17 protein-coding genes and 1 tRNA gene are annotated in these 16,820 nt (G+C 42.2%); 7 read left to right on the plus strand and 11 right to left on the minus strand.

Annotation, left to right across the window (positions count from 1 at the left end):
* Positions 1–423 precede the first annotated feature (423 nt).
* The 4 genes from F602_RS0103880 to dusB all read left to right on the plus strand — a co-directional run bounded on the left by F602_RS0103880 (position 424) and on the right by dusB (position 4,494).
* Positions 424–1,272 (plus strand): hypothetical protein, encoded by an 849-nt coding sequence (locus F602_RS0103880; protein WP_018166651.1) that lies wholly within the window; start codon positions 424–426, stop codon positions 1,270–1,272.
* A 24-nt stretch (positions 1,273–1,296) separates the two neighbouring features.
* Entirely contained in the window at positions 1,297–2,568 is a 1,272-nt protein-coding gene (locus F602_RS0103885) for a toxic anion resistance protein (RefSeq protein ID WP_018166652.1), read from the plus strand.
* An 83-nt stretch (positions 2,569–2,651) separates the two neighbouring features.
* Positions 2,652–3,524, plus strand: coding sequence for an Hsp33 family molecular chaperone HslO (hslO, locus tag F602_RS0103890; protein ID WP_018166653.1), 873 nt, complete (start codon positions 2,652–2,654; stop codon positions 3,522–3,524).
* Positions 3,511–4,494: a tRNA dihydrouridine synthase DusB gene (gene dusB / locus F602_RS0103895; RefSeq protein WP_018166654.1), complete on the plus strand. Its 984-nt coding sequence runs from the start codon at positions 3,511–3,513 to the stop codon at positions 4,492–4,494. The genes hslO and dusB overlap by 14 nt, the downstream gene beginning before the upstream one ends.
* 188 nt (positions 4,495–4,682) lie before the next feature.
* On the opposite strand, the gene F602_RS0103900 is transcribed toward dusB, so the two are convergent.
* The 4 genes from F602_RS0103900 to F602_RS0103915 all read right to left on the minus strand — a co-directional run bounded on the left by F602_RS0103900 (position 4,683) and on the right by F602_RS0103915 (position 8,424).
* Entirely contained in the window at positions 4,683–4,889 is a 207-nt protein-coding gene (locus F602_RS0103900) for a CsbD family protein (protein WP_018166655.1), read from the minus strand.
* Between the two features lie 106 nt (positions 4,890–4,995).
* Positions 4,996–5,514 (minus strand): GNAT family N-acetyltransferase, encoded by a 519-nt coding sequence (locus F602_RS0103905; protein ID WP_018166656.1) that lies wholly within the window; start codon positions 5,512–5,514, stop codon positions 4,996–4,998.
* Positions 5,511–7,964 (minus strand): ATP-dependent Clp protease ATP-binding subunit, encoded by a 2,454-nt coding sequence (locus tag F602_RS0103910; protein WP_018166657.1) that lies wholly within the window; start codon positions 7,962–7,964, stop codon positions 5,511–5,513. The genes F602_RS0103905 and F602_RS0103910 overlap by 4 nt, the downstream gene beginning before the upstream one ends.
* Before the next feature lies 1 nt (position 7,965).
* Positions 7,966–8,424 (minus strand): CtsR family transcriptional regulator, encoded by a 459-nt coding sequence (locus tag F602_RS0103915; protein ID WP_018166658.1) that lies wholly within the window; start codon positions 8,422–8,424, stop codon positions 7,966–7,968.
* A gap of 162 nt (positions 8,425–8,586) precedes the next feature.
* Here F602_RS0103915 and F602_RS0103920 point away from each other — a divergent pair, with 162 nt between their 5' ends.
* Positions 8,587–8,946, plus strand: coding sequence for a DUF6568 family protein (locus F602_RS0103920; protein ID WP_018166659.1), 360 nt, complete (start codon positions 8,587–8,589; stop codon positions 8,944–8,946).
* Positions 8,947–9,015: 69 nt separating this feature from the next.
* On the opposite strand, the gene tsf is transcribed toward F602_RS0103920, so the two are convergent.
* The 3 genes from tsf to F602_RS0103935 form a co-directional block, all read right to left on the minus strand.
* Positions 9,016–10,056 (minus strand): translation elongation factor Ts, encoded by a 1,041-nt coding sequence (gene tsf / locus F602_RS0103925; protein ID WP_018166660.1) that lies wholly within the window; start codon positions 10,054–10,056, stop codon positions 9,016–9,018.
* Between the two features lie 75 nt (positions 10,057–10,131).
* Entirely contained in the window at positions 10,132–10,914 is a 783-nt protein-coding gene (gene rpsB, locus F602_RS0103930) for a 30S ribosomal protein S2 (RefSeq protein WP_018166661.1), read from the minus strand.
* A 347-nt stretch (positions 10,915–11,261) separates the two neighbouring features.
* Positions 11,262–11,774 (minus strand): P-loop nucleotide/nucleoside kinase family protein, encoded by a 513-nt coding sequence (locus F602_RS0103935; RefSeq protein WP_018166662.1) that lies wholly within the window; start codon positions 11,772–11,774, stop codon positions 11,262–11,264.
* Positions 11,775–12,314: 540 nt separating this feature from the next.
* Between F602_RS0103935 and F602_RS0103940 the strand changes: the two genes are divergently transcribed.
* A tRNA-Cys gene (locus tag F602_RS0103940) sits at positions 12,315–12,385 on the plus strand.
* Between the two features lie 86 nt (positions 12,386–12,471).
* On the opposite strand, the gene nusG is transcribed toward F602_RS0103940, so the two are convergent.
* From nusG to pbp2a, 4 genes are all read right to left on the minus strand, one after another.
* On the minus strand, positions 12,472–13,011 hold the full coding sequence (gene nusG / locus F602_RS0103945) for a transcription termination/antitermination protein NusG (RefSeq protein ID WP_018166663.1): 540 nt from the start codon (positions 13,009–13,011) through the stop codon (positions 12,472–12,474).
* Between the two features lie 107 nt (positions 13,012–13,118).
* Positions 13,119–13,295, minus strand: a complete 177-nt coding sequence (secE, locus tag F602_RS0103950; protein ID WP_018166664.1) for a preprotein translocase subunit SecE — start codon at positions 13,293–13,295, stop codon at positions 13,119–13,121.
* A gap of 9 nt (positions 13,296–13,304) precedes the next feature.
* Entirely contained in the window at positions 13,305–13,457 is a 153-nt protein-coding gene (gene rpmG, locus F602_RS10715) for a 50S ribosomal protein L33 (protein WP_083915237.1), read from the minus strand.
* Positions 13,458–13,504: 47 nt separating this feature from the next.
* Positions 13,505–15,715, minus strand: coding sequence for a penicillin-binding protein PBP2A (gene pbp2a / locus F602_RS0103955; protein ID WP_051070658.1), 2,211 nt, complete (start codon positions 15,713–15,715; stop codon positions 13,505–13,507).
* 135 nt (positions 15,716–15,850) lie between these two features.
* Between pbp2a and F602_RS0103960 the strand changes: the two genes are divergently transcribed.
* A complete protein-coding gene (locus F602_RS0103960; protein WP_018166666.1) occupies positions 15,851–16,819 on the plus strand; it encodes an NAD(P)/FAD-dependent oxidoreductase in 969 nt (322 codons plus the stop codon).
* The last annotated feature ends 1 nt before the right edge of the window (position 16,820 follow it).

The raw sequence follows: 16,820 nt of genomic DNA on the forward strand, positions 1-16,820 counted from the left end.
GTTTTTGATTTTTAAAAAAACCAAGAATCTTAGAAGTCCTTTCCCCTATTTTTAGCAAATTCGGCACATGGCATTTTTGAATGTTGGTGGTCAACTGAGCATAGACGAATCTTTTTGGCGTTTCTACTACCTTGCATAAACTACTCCATAGTCGATAGCTGTATAATCAATTACTTTATCGCACTTTGCCCGTCACATAATGGTTTGGAGCTTTCCGTCCACCAAGATGTAACCTTGACAGTTCCAAGAGACTTTATAACATTTTTGCAATCTTTTTATAGCTTTTTGAATTGCTATTTCCCCTGAAACTCTTTCACCTATCAAGTAAGGGAATTTTAGTCCAAAATCAATGAAAACAGTTGTCATAACCAGCTTTTTTCTGTAAAATACAGATAGTACAATGATTAGAAAGATGTGACAACCATGGGCAAAAAGCCTTACTATACAAACAGAAATCAACGCACAGCTGTCCTAACTTTTTTCGGTATTATCTCCCTGATTTTTATTATTTCCAACTTACTTCCACTCATCCTAATTGGAGGTGTGGGTGTTGGGACTTATTTTTTAATTACCCAAAAGTCTCGACGTCAGAAAAAAATTGCCCACGAGCAGCTACTTCTGATTGAAACCAACCTGAAACAATCTGAGCGAGAAATGCTTGGGTTGGGGAATTTATTGGACCAACAAAATTATCTGAAATTCGAGAACACAGCCAAGAAATTATTACAAAAGTTAACCTCCTATTCCTATTTGGTGTACTCCATTCAAAAATATATTGATATCACAGATTTTACAAAGATTTCACAGAAAATCAACTCTCAAATCGAGGCTATTCAAACAGAATTAAAAAAACAACACATCTCACCAGATAGCAAACCAGCCACTAGCGAAGAAGAAGTTGTCCTACGAATGGCTCCTGAAATCATCCAATACTACCGCAATATCCAGTGTGATCACCACCTGATTTTGCAAAAGATTAAGGAAGCCGAAAATCAATCTGAACTGGAAGCCTTGCACCACATCAATATGAAGCGTTTCAAGGATATTTTAGATGGTTATCTAAAAATCAAGGAATCACCTAAGAATTATTACCATGCGGATGAACGCCTGATACAAGCTCAAGAAGCTATCAAGCAATTTGATTTAGACCTAGATGAAACACTTCGTAGGCTCAATGAAAGCCAACTTCAAGACTTTGAAATTAGTCTGCGGATGATGCATGCTCACCAATCGGATAAGGACTTTCTCTCAGATAAGTTCGATAAACACTAAAGACAGCACAAAGGAGAAGAAACAATGACTGAGACATTTCACTTCGACATCGATAAAATAGCCAATAACGCTATCACCAAAACAGACAAAACCACCGAAATCATCAAAGCCGAAGCCAATTCTGGCACTGGCCAGCTCAATTTTTTTGAAAAATTAAGCAGTGAGCAACAAGCAGCTATTCGTGCAAAAGCTCCCGCACTAGTGGATAGTTTCATCCATGATCAAAATGCCCTACTCGATTTTGGAACATCTGCTGTGGAAGAGGTCAATACGACCGTCAACCATATCTTAGCAGAACAGAAAAAACTGGAAATTCCACAAGTAGATGAGCTCTTGGCTAATGCCAATCGAGAATTGCATGGTTTTGTGGCCAAGTACAAGGACGCAACACCTGCAGAGTTAGAGAAAAAGCCTAACTTCTTGCAGAAATTGTTCAAACAAACTGGAAATACACTACAAGAATTTTACTTTGATTCCAAAAATGTAGAACAAAAAATGGACTCTATGGCTGCTAGCGTAGTTGTACAGGAAGAAGTTTTAGCACGCAACATCGTTTCGGCTGAAATGCTGATTGAAGAAAATACAAAATCTGTAGAAAATTTGGTTGGGGTCATTGCTTTTATTGAAGCTAGTCAACAGGAAGCTGCTTCACGTGCCAACACCATTCAGACTGAGCTGGTCCAACTCGACAGCCAGACACCTGAACATCACCGCAAATCAGAAGAGCTAGCTCGAATGACCGAGGTTATCAATACCTTGGAGCAACAACATACAGAGTATGTTAGTCGTCTTTATGTAGCCTGGGCAACTACTCCACAGATGCGCAACATGGTCAAGGTCTCCTCTGATATGCGACAAAAACTCGGCATGCTGCGCCGCAATACCATCCCAACTATGAAGCTATCCATTGCCCAACTGGGCATGTTGCAACAGTCTGTCAAGTCGGGTGTGACAGCTGATGCCATCGTTAATGCCAACAATGCTGCCCTGCAAATGTTGGCAGAAACCAGTAAGGAGGCCATACCAGCCTTAGAGCGGACTGCTCAAAGTCCAACTGTCTCTATCCAATCTGTCACAGCCCTAGCTGAAAGTCTAGTGGCACAAAACAATGGGATCATTGCCGCTATCGAAAGTGGACGCCAACAAAGAGCCCAATTAGAGACTACTATCGTCAAATCCGCTGAAACCATCAATAACTCTATCAAGCTACGAGATCAAAAGATTATCGCAGCTCTACTGAACGAAGGACGACAAGCCCAAGCTAAAGTTGAAACTGACAGTGGAACAGACATTTAGAAAAAATCTCCCACCCTTTCACCAAAAGAAGGCAAGTAGTTTTAGCTTACTTGTCTTCTTTTTTGTGTTAAAATAGAGTCACTATGGATAAAATTATTAAAACAATCTCAGAAAATGGCCATTTTCGGGCCTTTGTATTGGATAGTACAGAGACTATCCGAGCTGCTCAAAAAAAACATGATAGTATGGCATCATCAACTGTAGCCCTAGGGCGTGCTTTCATTGCCAATCAACTTCTAGCTGCCAATGAAAAAGGAAACACCAAAATTACCTTAAAAATCTTAGGTGAAGGTGCAACGGGCGCTATCATTAGCGTAGCCAATAATAAAGGGCAAGTGAAAGGCTATATCCAAAATCCTGATTTGGACTACAAGAAAACTGCAACTGGAGAGGTCATCGTCGGACCTCTCGTTGGACAAGGCCAGTTCTTGGTCATTACCGACTACGGTATTGGCCATCCTTATCATTCTATGACCCCACTCATCTCCGGAGAAATCGGAGAAGACTTGGCCTACTATCTAACAGAAAGTCAGCAAACACCCTCAGCCGTTGGTCTCAATGTCCTGCTAGATGAAGCGGACAAGGTGCAAGTTGCAGGTGGATTTATGGTACAGGCCTTACCCGATGCGTCGGAAGAAGAAATTTCTCGCTTTGAAAAACGTATCCAAGCCATGCCTGCGATCTCTAGTCTGTTAGCATCTGATTCCCATATCGAGGCGCTCTTATCTGCTATTTATGGCGAAGAATCCTATAAGATTCTCTCGGAAGAAAGGCTCAGTTTTCATTGTGACTGCTCGGAAGAACGCTTTCTAGACGCGCTGGCTAGCCTACCTACGTCAGATATTGAGGAGATGATTGCAGAGGATCAAGGTTGCGATATTACCTGTCAGTTTTGCCGTCAACACTATCATTTTACAGCCGAAAATTTGGAGGAACTCATCCGTGACAAATCTTAATACCCCTTTTATGATTGGCGACATTGAAATTCCCAATCGCACCGTCCTAGCTCCCATGGCTGGTGTGACCAATTCAGCCTTTCGGACTATTGCCAAGGAAATGGGAGCTGGCCTAGTCGTGATGGAAATGATTTCCGAGAAGGGCCTACTCTATAACAATGAAAAAACTCTACACATGCTCCATATTGAGGAGAATGAATTTCCTATGTCTATCCAACTCTTTGGGGGAGATGCCGAAGGGCTCAAACGAGCTGCTGACTTTATCCAAAACAATACCAAAGCAGACATCGTAGACATCAATATGGGCTGCCCGGTCAACAAGGTTATTAAGAACGAGGCTGGTGCTAAATGGCTCAAAGACCCTGATAAAATCTACCATATCATCAAGGAAGTGACCTCGGTTTTAGATATTCCATTGACGGTCAAAATGCGGACCGGGTGGAACAATACAGATCTGGCCGTAGAAAATGCTCTCGCAGCAGAAAGCGGTGGAGTGGCTGCCCTAGCAATGCACGGTCGAACCCGTGAGCAAATGTATACAGGCACCGTGGATATTGAAACCTTAAAACGAGTGGCTACTAGTTTAACCAAGATTCCTTTCATCGCAAACGGCGATATCCGTAATGTCGAAGATGCCCGCCATCGTATTGAAGAAGTCGGTGCAGATGCAGTTATGGTAGGACGGACAGCTATGGGGAACCCTTATATTTTCAACCAAATCAACCACTACCTAGCCACTGGAGAAATCCTACCGGATTTGACTTTTGCAGACAAACTCAAGGTAGCTCATGACCATTTGACTCGTCTAGCCAACCTCAAGGGTGAAGCCGTTGCAGTCCGTGAATTCCGTGGCCTTGCTCCTCACTATCTGAGAGGAACCGCTGGTGCTGCCAAGATTCGCGGAGCCGTTGCCAAGGCTGAAAGCATCGCCGAAGTCGAAGCACTTTTCGAACAAGCCTTGAAGAGATAAAAAATGAAAGAGCCTGAAAATCAGGCTCTTTTGATGTTGTTATCCACTATCTCCCCAACTGTTAAAACCTGTGAGAAGTAAATAAAACGAGCTGTGGCATATCCCACTTTAACTCAATAGCAAGACACGAAGACTTGTCAGGAAGCTCTTTTTTGATTCTTGAGAGCTTTCAGGCTTCGAGTGTCTGATTATTTGTCCTTATCTAAGGATTTTTTTACTCCATCAACAAGGCCTTCGACACCATCTTTCACATCTTGCACGACTTCCTTCGCCTTACCAGCCAATTTTTCTGTCATGCCTTCTATTTCTGTCTTCTTATCTCCTGTCAACTTGCCAAAACCTTCTTTGACAGAACCTTTTACCTGTTCCAACTTTGCATCAAACTTTTCTGACATAAATATGTCCTCCTTTTTAGTTGATACTTTATTATATCATTTTTTGAAATCGTTTTCAAACCCTTTGCTTTCTTTTCAAAAAGAAGCCAGATGACTCTAACTTCTTTTAAATCCTTTTCAATAAGATATGGTCTGTATCGGCCTGATTCCCCGTCCAATACACATGTTCCCCAACGCGCACAAAGCCATGACCCTTATAAAATGCCTGAGCTGCATCATTGTGCTCCCAAACACCCAGCCAAACCGAATCATAGCCAGACTCCTTGGCATATTGCATAGCAAAATCCATCAGGACAGTACCAAAGCCTTGGCGTTTCTCACTGGGGCGCACATAGATACGTTGAATTTCCAGTGTGTTCTCTGCAACACCCTGCTCCGTCTGAGCTTGTCCTACATTGAGTTTGAGATAGCCTACTAGACGATTGTCCTGATAGAGGAAGAAAAAGTCTGATTCTGGATTATTCAGCTCCTGGCTCAGAGTTTCGATGCTATAGGCCTCTCTAAGAAAGTCCTCCATATCCTGAGGATTGACGATAGACTCCTTAAAGGTATCATAGTAAGTCTCGCAACTAATTTCCCGCAAAGCTTCAACACTTTCCAGGCCTATTTTGACAATTTGTGTCACTTCACACCTCCAACATCAAATTTCAGTTGTCCAGCAGATACACCGACTTTCAGATAGTCGCCAGCCTTGATTTCTTCACGCAGAAGCATCTCAGCCAAACGATCTTCGACCTTAGTTTGAATCAGCCTACGAAGCGGACGTGCCCCCATGTCCGGGTCATAGCCTTCCTTGGCTAAGAGTTTCAGAGCAGCTGGCTGGAACTTGAGGACAATGCCTTTTTCAGCTGTAATGGCTACCAGTGGCTTAATCATAACCTTGACAACTTCCTGCATATCTTGATCTGACAAACTATGGAAAACAACCTTCTCATCAATTCGATTGATGAACTCGGGACGGTAGGATTTCTTTAGTTCCTCGAAAATCCGTTTTTCTACATGTTCCTGGCTACGAGATAAGTCCAAGGCTCCAAACCCAACAGTCTTATCATCCCGAAGAGCAGTCGCTCCTAAGTTAGAAGTCATGATGATGAGGGTATTGGAAAAGTCAATTTTCCGACCCTTACTATCCGTTAAGGTTCCATCATCCAAAACCTGTAGGAGAACATTAAATATATCTGGATGAGCCTTTTCGACTTCATCAAAGAGGAGGACAGAATAGGGTTTGTTGCGAACCTTCTCTGTCAGTTCTCCCCCCTCCTCGTAGCCTACATAGCCAGGGGGAGCACCATTGAGTCGGCTAGCTGCAAATTTTTCCATATATTCGGACATGTCAAAGCGAATCAGGGCAGACTCGTCATCAAAGAGAACTTCGGCCAAAGCCTTAGCCAACTCGGTCTTCCCAACGCCAGTAGGTCCTAGAAACATAAAGGAACCAATTGGACGTTTGCCAGTTCGAATGCCCGATTGATTACGACGAATAGCCCGACTGACTGCCGAAATCGCCTGCTCTTGACCTATCACTCGTTTGTGCAATTCTGCTTCCAAGTTTAGGTACTTCTTGGCATCTGACTTGGTCAGCTTGGTCACAGGAATCCCAGATAAGCGACTAAGTGTTTCTAAAATCGCATCCGCCGTCACAGTTATACCATAATCAGGTGCTTGTTCTTGACTATCTTCCATCTGGCGCAGAAGCTGACCTACTTTTTTGTATTGCCCTTTGAGAAGAGCTTGCTCAAGACTATCATCTTCATTTTCTGAGACTCTCTTGGATGCATTTTGCACGGTCGCACTGGCTTCATCTAACAAATCAATCGCCGAATCTGGCAAGTTTTTACTAGTCAGATAGCGTTTGGCATAAGTCACTGCTGTCACAATAGCTTCGTCAGAAATCGCCACTCGATGGTGCTGTTCATAGGTACTTTTCAACCCTTGAAGAATGGCGATAGAGTGCTCCACACTCGGCTCTTCGATAGTCACCTTAGCAAAACGGCGTACCAAGGCAGCATCTTTTTCGATATGCTTTTGGTATTCTTCCTGAGTCGTTGCACCAACCATATGAAGAGTCCCACGAGACAGGGCAGGCTTCAAGATATTCGCTGCATCTAAGGTTGAATCAATACCTGAACCAGATCCCATGATAGTGTGTAGTTCATCAATAAAGAGAATGACCTTGCCATCTTCTTCAATATCATTGATGATATTATTCATTCGCTCCTCGAAATCTCCACGAAAACGTGTTCCTGCTACCACACTCATCAAATCCAATTCTAGCACTCTCATGCCTGCTAGACTAGCGGGTACCTGACCAGCAGCAACCCTCTGGGCTAGCCCTAGAGCTAGAGCTGTTTTGCCAACACCAGCATCCCCAACCAGAACAGGATTATTCTTACTCTTACGTGAAAGAATCTGAATCATACGGGAAATTTCTTCCTCACGACCGATAACTGGCTCCAATAAACCAGCTTTAGCTTGGGCTGTCAAATCTCTTGAATAATCCTCTAAACCACCGCTCTGTGGCTGAGGCATGCCCCCCATCATACTAGCCATTGACGGACTTTTACTTCCATTACCCTTGAGTAGATTGCGGATAGCCTTGAGTTCTTCCTTAGTGAAACCGGCCTTAAGCTCTAAACTTTTTCGGATATCAACATAGCGTAAACTTTCCTCAGAACCATTCAAACGAAAACCAGCCTTATCCAAGATATGGGCTGCAACAGAACGACGGTCCAAAAGCATAGCTAGAAAAACATGCTCTGTCCCCAAAGCCTTAGCCTTTGTGATGTTGGCAATTTTCTCTGCCAATTCTTCCACTTCTACCAATCGTTTGGAGGCTGGTAATATAGTCGTCAGCTCAATCTCCTCACGGTATTCCCTTTCAGTCACAACAAAAGTCGCCTGTTCATACTCATCAATGTCTACTGGAAACTCAGCAAGAGCTGAACCAGCTACCGTATCATGATTGATGACAAAAGAAAGCAGGACATGCCAACTTTCCAAATAGGGACAATCATAACGCTGAGCAATCAGCTGGGCATCCTCAAATACCCGCCTTAATCCACTCGAAAATTCCATTCTAATCCTCTTTCCTGTCCAATCTTCTCAAAATCTGTCTCATCATCCGAGCCCGAATCCTACTGGCTTCCGCTCCCAAAATCTCATCTGTTCCCATAGCAAGAGTCAGATTTCCCTCTCTTTCCGTCATCAAATCCTCATCAAACAAGAGCTGTAAAATATCCGAATAAACGACCCAAGACAGGTCTTCTCCCATATTTTTCAACAAGTCGTGAATCAGCTCATGCTTATCTGAGAAAGTAATCCGGCCGATGCGAATATAACCACCGCCACCACGCTTACTCTCCACAATATAGCCGCGACTGGCAGTGAAACGGGTCTTGATGACATAGTTAATCTGGCTTGGAACAACTTCAAAACGGCTGGCTAACTCACTACGCTTGAGCTCGGCTACGCTAACCCTTTCCAAGATGGATTTGATGTGTTCTTCAATATAATCGGATGTATTTTTCATAACCATATAATCATCCCTTTCTTACTGACTATTATTGACTATTATAGCATTCTAAACCCAGCTTTTCAAGAAATTGCCATTCTAAGATGCAAGTACCCGTAGCAAATTCTTGCTTTCAATACCAGCTTTTATTATACTAACCATAAATAGATTCTAAAGGAGAACACCATGTTGTTTACCAATACATTTAACGAAGATATACAAGATTTCCAAGCTGTATCTCCACAGGAAGCCCGTGAGCTTTTGGAAGCAAAGGATGGCGCCATTCTCTTCCTTGGACGTGAAACATGTCCTTACTGTCGCCGATTCGCACCCAAATTAGCCACTGCAGCTAAGACGCAAGGGTGGACAGTTTACTTCCTTCATACCCAAAACCCAGCTTATTCTGATCAGGAAATTGCCCAGCTCAGAGAAGAGTACAAAGTTCCAACTGTGCCTGGCCTTCTTCATGCTAAGCCTAGCGGAATCCAAGTCCGCTGCGACAGCTCTATGTCAGAAGAGGAGATTGTGGCTTTCATACAGGAATGATTTTCATACAAGATAACAAAAAACGCCAGAACAGAGTGTTCTGGCGTTTTTATCTTTTATGAAAAAATATTATTTTCCAAGAGCTGCAGCCATAGTTGCAGCTACTTCTGCTTCAAAATCATTTGAAGCTTTTTCAATTCCCTCACCTACTTCAAAGCGAGCAAATTCAATTGCTTTTGCATTTACACTATCAAGATAAGCTTCAACTGTCTTGCTGTCATCCATGATATAAACCTGTGCAAGAAGAGTGTAGGCTTGGTCAACTTGAGTGTTGTCCAACATGAAGCGATCCATCTTACCTGGGATAATTTTGTCCCAGATTTTTTCTGGTTTACCTTCTGCTGCTAATTCTGCCTTGATAGCTTCTTCAGCTGCTGCAATCACTTCATCAGTCAGCTGTGCTTTTGAACCATATTGCAAGAATGGTAGGGCTGGTTTATTAACCATCGCACGGCTTTCATTGTCTTGTTCAATCTTGTGGTTTAGTTGAGCCAACTCATCTTTGACAAATTGCTCATCCAATTCTGTGTATGAGAGAACAGTCGGTTTCATCGCTGCAATGTGCATAGAAACTTGTTTTGCAAGACTTTCGTCTCCACCTTCAATCACAGAGATAACTCCGATACGACCACCATTGTGTTGGTAAGCACCAAAAACTTGATTATCTGTTTTTTCAAGAAGAGCAAAACGACGGAAAGAGATTTTTTCTCCGATAGTCGCAGTTGCATTCACATAAGATGCTTCCAGAGTTTCACCTGAGCCCATAGTCAAAGCAAGTGCTTCTTCGTTGTTAGCAGGTTTACCTTCAGCAATCACTTTAGCTGTTTCGTTTACTAAGTCAACAAATTGAGCGTTCTTTGCAACGAAGTCTGTTTCAGCATTGACCTCCACAACTGCTGCAAAGTTCCCAGCAACATAAACACCTGTCAAACCTTCAGCTGCTACACGGTCAGCTTTTTTAGCTGCCTTAGCCATACCTTTTTCACGAAGTAATTCAATCGCTTTTTCGATATCACCTTCTGTTTCAACCAAGGCTTTCTTCGCGTCCATAACGCCTGCACCTGATTTTTCACGCAATTCTTTTACAAGCTTTGCTGTAATTTCTGCCATGTCTATTCTCCTTGTTTTTTTATAAAAATAGAAGGACCGGGCTCAGCCCTGCCCTTCTAGGATTGTTCTGATTTATTAAGCGTTGTCGCCTTCTACAACTTCAACCAATTCTTCGATTGATTCTGCAGATGCTGGCTCAGCTGCCAATTCAGCTTCTACTGCTGCTACGCTGTCTTCACCTTGGTTGCCTTCGATGATGGCATCAGCCATTTTAGCTGTGATCAATTTTACAGCACGGATAGCATCGTCGTTCGCTGGGATAATGACATCGATGTCATCTGGATCTGTGTTTGTGTCAACCATAGCCACAACTGGGATACCCAATTTCTTAGCTTCTTTAACAGCGATTTGCTCTTTATGTGGGTCAACAACATACATTACATCTGGAATGCGTGGCATTTCTTCGATACCGCCCAAGAATTTTTCAAGACGAGCGCGTTGTTTGTTCAACAAAGCTACTTCTTTCTTAGGAAGGACTTCAAAGACACCTTCTTCTTCCATACGTTTGATTTCTTTCAAACGAGCAATACGTTTTTGGATTGTACCCCAGTTAGTAAGAGTACCACCCAACCAACGGTGGTTGATGAAGTATTGACCTGCACGGAGCGCTTCGTCTTTCACAGCTTCAGCTGCTTGTTTTTTAGTACCTACGAACAAAATAACTGCTTCGTTTGCTGCTGCATCACGGATAAAGTCATAAGCTTGATCAGCCAACTTTACAGTTTGTTGCAAATCGATAACGTGGATACCGTTACGCTCTGTGAAGATGTACTTCGCCATCTTAGGGTTCCAACGACGAGTTTGGTGACCGAAGTGCACACCCGCCTCAAGAAGTTGTTTCATTGAAATTACTGCCATGAGTATTTCTCCTTTATGTTTTTTCCTCTCCCAAACGTCAAGCTCGCAGACCAACCCGCAGGCAACAGGACCACGATTGGTTTGAGATGAGTATTTGTTGTTTAGACAACTTAGTAAGTATACCAAAGTTTCAGGTGAAAAGCAAGTATTTCAGTACACGAATATCTACATTATACCAAGCTCATAGGAGAGGATATGTCTCTCTTTATGTGACTACTGTTTTTATGATTTTTAACTTCATCCATTCTATTTTCTATTTCTTAGAAATAAAAAGGAAGTAGCGCCTATCTGGTGTTACGTCCTCTTAGTAGTATTCCTTAGACAAACTGAGATACAATGCCTCTTTATCATAAATCAATCTCTATCTCATAACTCTCATCAATCCACAGGATGTTTGCACCATATTTTTTCGCCCTTCTAAAAAATCGAGCATTTTCTTCTAAAACACTTTCCATCGTACACCATTCATCATCTATACGATTTTCTATAAGACGTGCATATTTCTTTATGTTTCCAAAGTGTTTCTGAATATAGTTTTCACTCATCACAAGACAGTAATACCTGATATGGTCAAGGTAGGCTGTTGCAAAGTCGTTTGCCCAATCAAAAGGGATATAGCTCCCTTCAACAATAAGGTTTTGCTCATTTTCTATGGCAGTTTTAATCATTTCACGAACAATAGGCCATAGATATGCTGTAAGTTTATCATCTTCTTCGACTGAAAGTTTAGTATTGCCGCTACGAATTAACCCCATTTTCAAATGGTCTATTGATAAATAAGGATAGTGATATTTTTCAAGTAATTTTTGAGCTAGCACAGTCTTCCCTGTGTGGGATGCCCCCGTTATTAAAACAATCATGATTTTCTCCTATCTGAGCGACAAAGCATCTATGTTTTATATGAAAATTTGTAAGAAACACTGCTTGTCATCCTATCTATTTTTTAATCCCTTACTCAATTTATTATATCATGTTCCCACATTTTTTCAGTTAATCAAGTGGCTAGCTTATCTTTGTAATCTACCACAAAATAAAAATAACTATTTTAAATAGAAAGTTCTTCTCGGACTAATCTTTATTTAGAAAAAATAAGATGCCTAGATGCTCCTAGACCGACTTAAAATGCGCTATTGCATTGCCGATTTTTTTCTCCTTTGAGGCTCCTTGCGGTAGAAATGAATTCACTTACCCACAATGTTTCTTGGTTCCTTTTGCTTCACGCTTTTTCTCTCAAAGAAAGAGGAATCTGCTAGCCACCAACACTCAAAAATACTCCTGTCTTTTTCGTCGTATTCTCCTATGTTTTCGCAACTGTTTTATAGGTTTGTTATCAGTCACAAATCGTCACTATGATTTTTCTTGACTTACGACTTTTTTTTCGGTAGAATAGTTTCTGTTATGGCGGTATAGCCAAGTGGTAAGGCACGGCTCTGCAAAAGCTTGATCGTCGGTTCAAATCCGTCTACCGCCTTTTTTATAACAAAGCATCCTCTGGGTGCTTTTTGTTTTTTTACGACATTCAAAATCGCCCCTACATAAAAGAGGGCGATGTTGTCATTATAATTCTGCAATTTGGCTGAGGTTCACTTCTGCCACTGTGTCATTTCCAAACATGGAAATAATCATCTTGACCTTGTGATTATCAATCTCAGAAACCTTACCTTCATAACCAGAGAAGGCACCATCAATGATACGAACAGTATCCCCAACTTGAACATGGATGTCAAAGTTTTCAACTGTTTGTCCCATAGAAATTAAGATTTGGCGAATTTCTTCTTCCAAGAGTGGAGTTGGCTTAGAGCGGTTCCCGTGAGAGCCAACAAAACCGGTAACATTTGGTGTATTCCGAACTACAAACCAGGCTTCATCCGTCATGACCATTTCGACTAACACATAACCTGGGAAGCGATTTTCTTCAACTTCCTTGACTTCCCCATTCTTCTCGACCTTGACGGTTTGTGTCGGAATTTCCACGCGCAAGATGTTTTCCAACATATTGTAAGTATGGGCACGTTGAAGAAGGTTTTCTTTTACCTTATTCTCATAACCAGAGTAGGTTTGGAGTACAAACCAACCTTTATCAAAACTATCGTACATAGCTGTTTCCTTTCTGTGAAGCCCGCATTTTTAGACGCTAAAAAAAGCCCGAAGGCTTTCGCTTTCATTTATTATAGCATTACAATTTTCAAAATTGCAAGCGATAACTAGAAAATATTGAGGATTCCCAACAATCCTTTTGATAAGATGAGGTCAAAAAGGTAAATGAGAATCACAAAGAAAGCTGAGTACTGCAGTACGGAAACAAAATCTTTCCAACCCTGCTCTTTACTTGGCCAAGTTGTTCCTTTTAAAATTTGAATAGTATCCTTGAAAAAATTCACGTTTTGCTCCTATCTGGTTTCTTTGTGGACGGTGTACTGTCCACAGTGTTTACAATATTTATTTACTTCTAAGCGTGTCGGTTTTGGGGTACTGGATAGTTTTATGGAATAATTTCTAGAACCACAAACTGTGCACGCTAGGCTTGCTTTTTTTAATGCCATAAGCCCTCCATCCTCATCATTCTATCACGTTTTTTTCCTTTTGACAACTATTGAAACAGACCTAGGAAGGAATCCCAGAGTGATTTGGCCCGATTGGGCAGATCGGCTTCGGTGATATTTTTTTGTGTTTGATCTAACAGCTCTTGAGCACGGTCTGTCCAATAGTTAACCTTATCTTCAATCTCATTGACTGGAATCTGCGGGGTTACTGTATTGGTCGTATCAAGACCATTTAAGGCATAGGCATTTTCCACAGTAAAGGCTGTTCCTTGAGTCTGTGGTAGGATGCTGCTAGCTACTGTCTGAAAAACGACTGGAGCCATCCAAGAATTAGAACCATCAATATAGTGGTTTTCATCCGTTTTTTCATAACCAACCCACTGACTGATAACCAAATCTGGTGTATAACCAATAATCCACTGGTCATTGATGAGGTTAACATCAAAGCTGGTTTCTGTTGTTCCTGTCTTACCAGCAATATCATAGCCATAGACATCTGCATTATAACCAGTTCCGTTGGTAAAGGTACCCAGCATCATGGAAGTCATTTTATCAGCAACTGCCTGGTCGATGACTCGCTTACTGCTACCCTTGTGACTAACTAGTACTTTGCCATTGGCTGTTTCGATACGGCTGATGAGATGGGCATCCTGCATGACACCCCCATTGGCAAAGGCCGAATAAGCTTGGGCCATTTGCAGGGGATTGGTGGAGATGCCACTTCCGATAGCTACACCCAAAACGCGGTCAACCGAATCCATATCGAGGCCGAATTTCTTTCCATATTCAAAGGCTCGATTGATGCCTAGTTCATTGACCGTATAGACAGCTGGTAGATTAAGGGACTGAGCTAGAGCTTGATACATCGGAACAGGCCCTGATGTGGTCCCGATATAATTTTCTAGACTATAGCCATTATAGTTTGTAGTTTGGTTGTCCAGTTCCTTATTGATGGACCAACCTGCTGCTACAGCTGGTGCATAAGCAACTAAGGGCTTAATAGCCGAACCTGGGCTACGCTGAGATTGGGTCGCAAAATTAAAAGTCCGAAAAGCTACATCTTCAGAGCTATTGATGCGACCGACTAGAGCACGGACTGCTCCTGTTTTAGGATCCAATGCCACACTGGCTGCCTGGGCTGATTGCCCATCAAAAGCAGAGACCGGAAATAGGCTTTCATCATTATAGATGACCTGCATATTGGCCTGAGAAGCCTGATCCATCTCCGTATAGATACGATAACCATTATTGATAATGTCACTTTCTTTTAGTCCGTAGCGGTCAATGGCTTCAGCAATAACTGCATCAAAATAAGAAGGATAACTATAGTTACCTTGTTTTCCAGCATAGTTATCATAAAGATAGTTGCTCATGTTGACCTGGGCTCCGGCATCCGCAGTCGCTTGGTCAATATACTGAGCATTGACCATCGCTTGAAGGACTGTGTTGCGGCGATTAGTTGCATTTTCTATCGAATAATACGGATTGTAAATCTCTGGTCCTTTTAGCATACCAGCAAGGGTGGCAGCCTGTTCTAAATTGAGTTCCGCTGCACTAATAGCAAAGTACTTTTGGCTGGCATCCTCCACTCCCCATACTCCATTACCAAAATAAGCATGGTTTAGATACATGGTGAGGATTTCATTCTTGCTGTATTTTTTGTTTATTTCCAGCGCCAAGAAAAATTCCTTGGCTTTTCGAGTAATGGTTTGCTCTTGTGTCAAGAAGGCATTTTTTGCTAATTGCTGGGTAATCGTTGAACCACCACCTGAACGACCTAGTGTAAGGATAGCTAGAATGGTCCGTTGGTAGTTAATTCCTGAGTTTTTGTAGAATGAACGATCTTCCGTTGCAATGACGGCCTGCTCTAGGTAATCTGAAATAGCATCTAGCTCTACATAAGTCCCTTTTTGTCCAGATAAAGTCCCTGCTTCCACACCATCCTTATCATAAATAACAGTCGTAGTTTTAAGGGCAGCCTGTAGATCACTAACATTGGCAGTCTTGGCTAGGTAAAAAAGATAGCCACCTACTGTCAAGACCATTACTCCAATCGTAATGAGTAAAATCTTAGTCAGCTGGTAGCGACGCCAAAAGCGTCGGATAGGCTCTGGTATCCGAGATTTCTTCTTAGACTTGTAGTCCTGGTCCTTTTCTGTTTTTCGACTTCTGGAGCGACTGGCCCTGCGTGAAAATGCTTGTTCTTCATTAAAATCGTAATGCTCGCTCATGGGTGTTCCCTTTCTAGTTTTTAACATTATACTACAATGGCTTATTTTTTTCAGCCTCAAATCCCTTTCAAACCTTGTGACAGCCCATAAAATCAGTCTCAAGACGGAAAAATAAACTGCTTTATGATAAAATAGGGTATTATGACACAAAAGGATACTCTTATGACTGACATCTATGATATTACCATCATTGGCGGCGGGCCTGTTGGACTCTTTACAGCTTTTTATGCCCATCTCCGCCACGCCAAGGTTAAAATCATCGACTCTCTCCCGCAACTAGGTGGCCAACCAGCTATTCTTTATCCAGAAAAAACAATTTTGGATATTCCAGCTCACCGTCAACTAACCGGTCAAGAATTGACAGAGCACCTACTAGACCAGTTAAAATCGTTTAACACCACCATCTGCCTCAACGAAACTGTGATAGATGTAAAGACGGATGAAGTGATTGAAATCACTACTAACAAAGGAACTCATACTAGCAAAACAGTGATTATCGCCATGGGAGGAGGCGCCTTTAAGCCACGACCATTGGATATTGAAGAAGCAGAGCAGTTTCAAAACATCCATTACCACGTGACCAACATACAACAATATGCAGACCAAGACATCATCATCCTTGGGGGTGGGGACTCTGCTGTGGACTGGTCTCTAGCCTTTGATAAAATCGCAAAGAACACCACTATCGTCCATCGCCGTGAGGCCTTTCGCGCCTTAGAACACAGTGTGGCAGACTTGGAAGCATCCGATGTAAAAATCTTGACGCCTTATATTCCCCACCAACTGTCTGGGCAAGAAGGACTAGGCAAAGAATTAACCATCAAAAAAGTCAAAAGTGAGGAAACGTTGACTCTTCCCTTTGACCATCTCTTTGTCAACTACGGCTTTAAATCCTCTATCGGAACGCTCAAAGAATGGGGTCTCGAACTCAAACGCAACCGCATCATCGTCAACCAAAAGCAGGAAACGTCTCTTTCAGGTATTTATGCCGTGGGAGATTGTTGCTTCTATGAGGGCAAAGTGGATTTGATTGCGACAGGTTTTGGGGAAGCTCCTACCGCTGTGAACAATGCCATGCACTTTATCAACCCAACCGAACGGGTCCAACCCAAACACTCAACGAGCCTTTAAT

The sequence above is a fragment of the Streptococcus minor DSM 17118 genome, from assembly GCF_000377005.1.
GTDB lineage: Bacteria > Bacillota > Bacilli > Lactobacillales > Streptococcaceae > Streptococcus > Streptococcus minor.

What these genes read in the sequence shown, in the direction of transcription:
- tsf (WP_018166660.1), bottom strand. Translation starts at nt 10,056, where the DNA reads ATGGCAGAAATTACAGCAAAGCTTGTAAAAGAATTGCGTGAAAAATCA.
- rpsB (WP_018166661.1), bottom strand. Translation starts at nt 10,914, where the DNA reads ATGGCAGTAATTTCAATGAAACAACTTCTTGAGGCGGGTGTGCACTTC.
- hslO (WP_018166653.1), top strand. Translation starts at nt 2,652, where the DNA reads ATGGATAAAATTATTAAAACAATCTCAGAAAATGGCCATTTTCGGGCC.
- F602_RS0103885 (WP_018166652.1), top strand. Translation starts at nt 1,297, where the DNA reads ATGACTGAGACATTTCACTTCGACATCGATAAAATAGCCAATAACGCT.
- F602_RS0103880 (WP_018166651.1), top strand. Translation starts at nt 424, where the DNA reads ATGGGCAAAAAGCCTTACTATACAAACAGAAATCAACGCACAGCTGTC.
- pbp2a (WP_051070658.1), bottom strand. Translation starts at nt 15,715, where the DNA reads ATGTTAAAAACTAGAAAGGGAACACCCATGAGCGAGCATTACGATTTT.
- F602_RS0103915 (WP_018166658.1), bottom strand. Translation starts at nt 8,424, where the DNA reads ATGGTTATGAAAAATACATCCGATTATATTGAAGAACACATCAAATCC.
- F602_RS0103935 (WP_018166662.1), bottom strand. Translation starts at nt 11,774, where the DNA reads ATGATTGTTTTAATAACGGGGGCATCCCACACAGGGAAGACTGTGCTA.
- F602_RS0103910 (WP_018166657.1), bottom strand. Translation starts at nt 7,964, where the DNA reads ATGGAATTTTCGAGTGGATTAAGGCGGGTATTTGAGGATGCCCAGCTG.
- nusG (WP_018166663.1), bottom strand. Translation starts at nt 13,011, where the DNA reads ATGTACGATAGTTTTGATAAAGGTTGGTTTGTACTCCAAACCTACTCT.
- F602_RS0103920 (WP_018166659.1), top strand. Translation starts at nt 8,587, where the DNA reads ATGTTGTTTACCAATACATTTAACGAAGATATACAAGATTTCCAAGCT.
- rpmG (WP_083915237.1), bottom strand. Translation starts at nt 13,457, where the DNA reads ATGGCATTAAAAAAAGCAAGCCTAGCGTGCACAGTTTGTGGTTCTAGA.
- F602_RS0103900 (WP_018166655.1), bottom strand. Translation starts at nt 4,889, where the DNA reads ATGTCAGAAAAGTTTGATGCAAAGTTGGAACAGGTAAAAGGTTCTGTC.
- F602_RS0103960 (WP_018166666.1), top strand. Translation starts at nt 15,851, where the DNA reads ATGACTGACATCTATGATATTACCATCATTGGCGGCGGGCCTGTTGGA.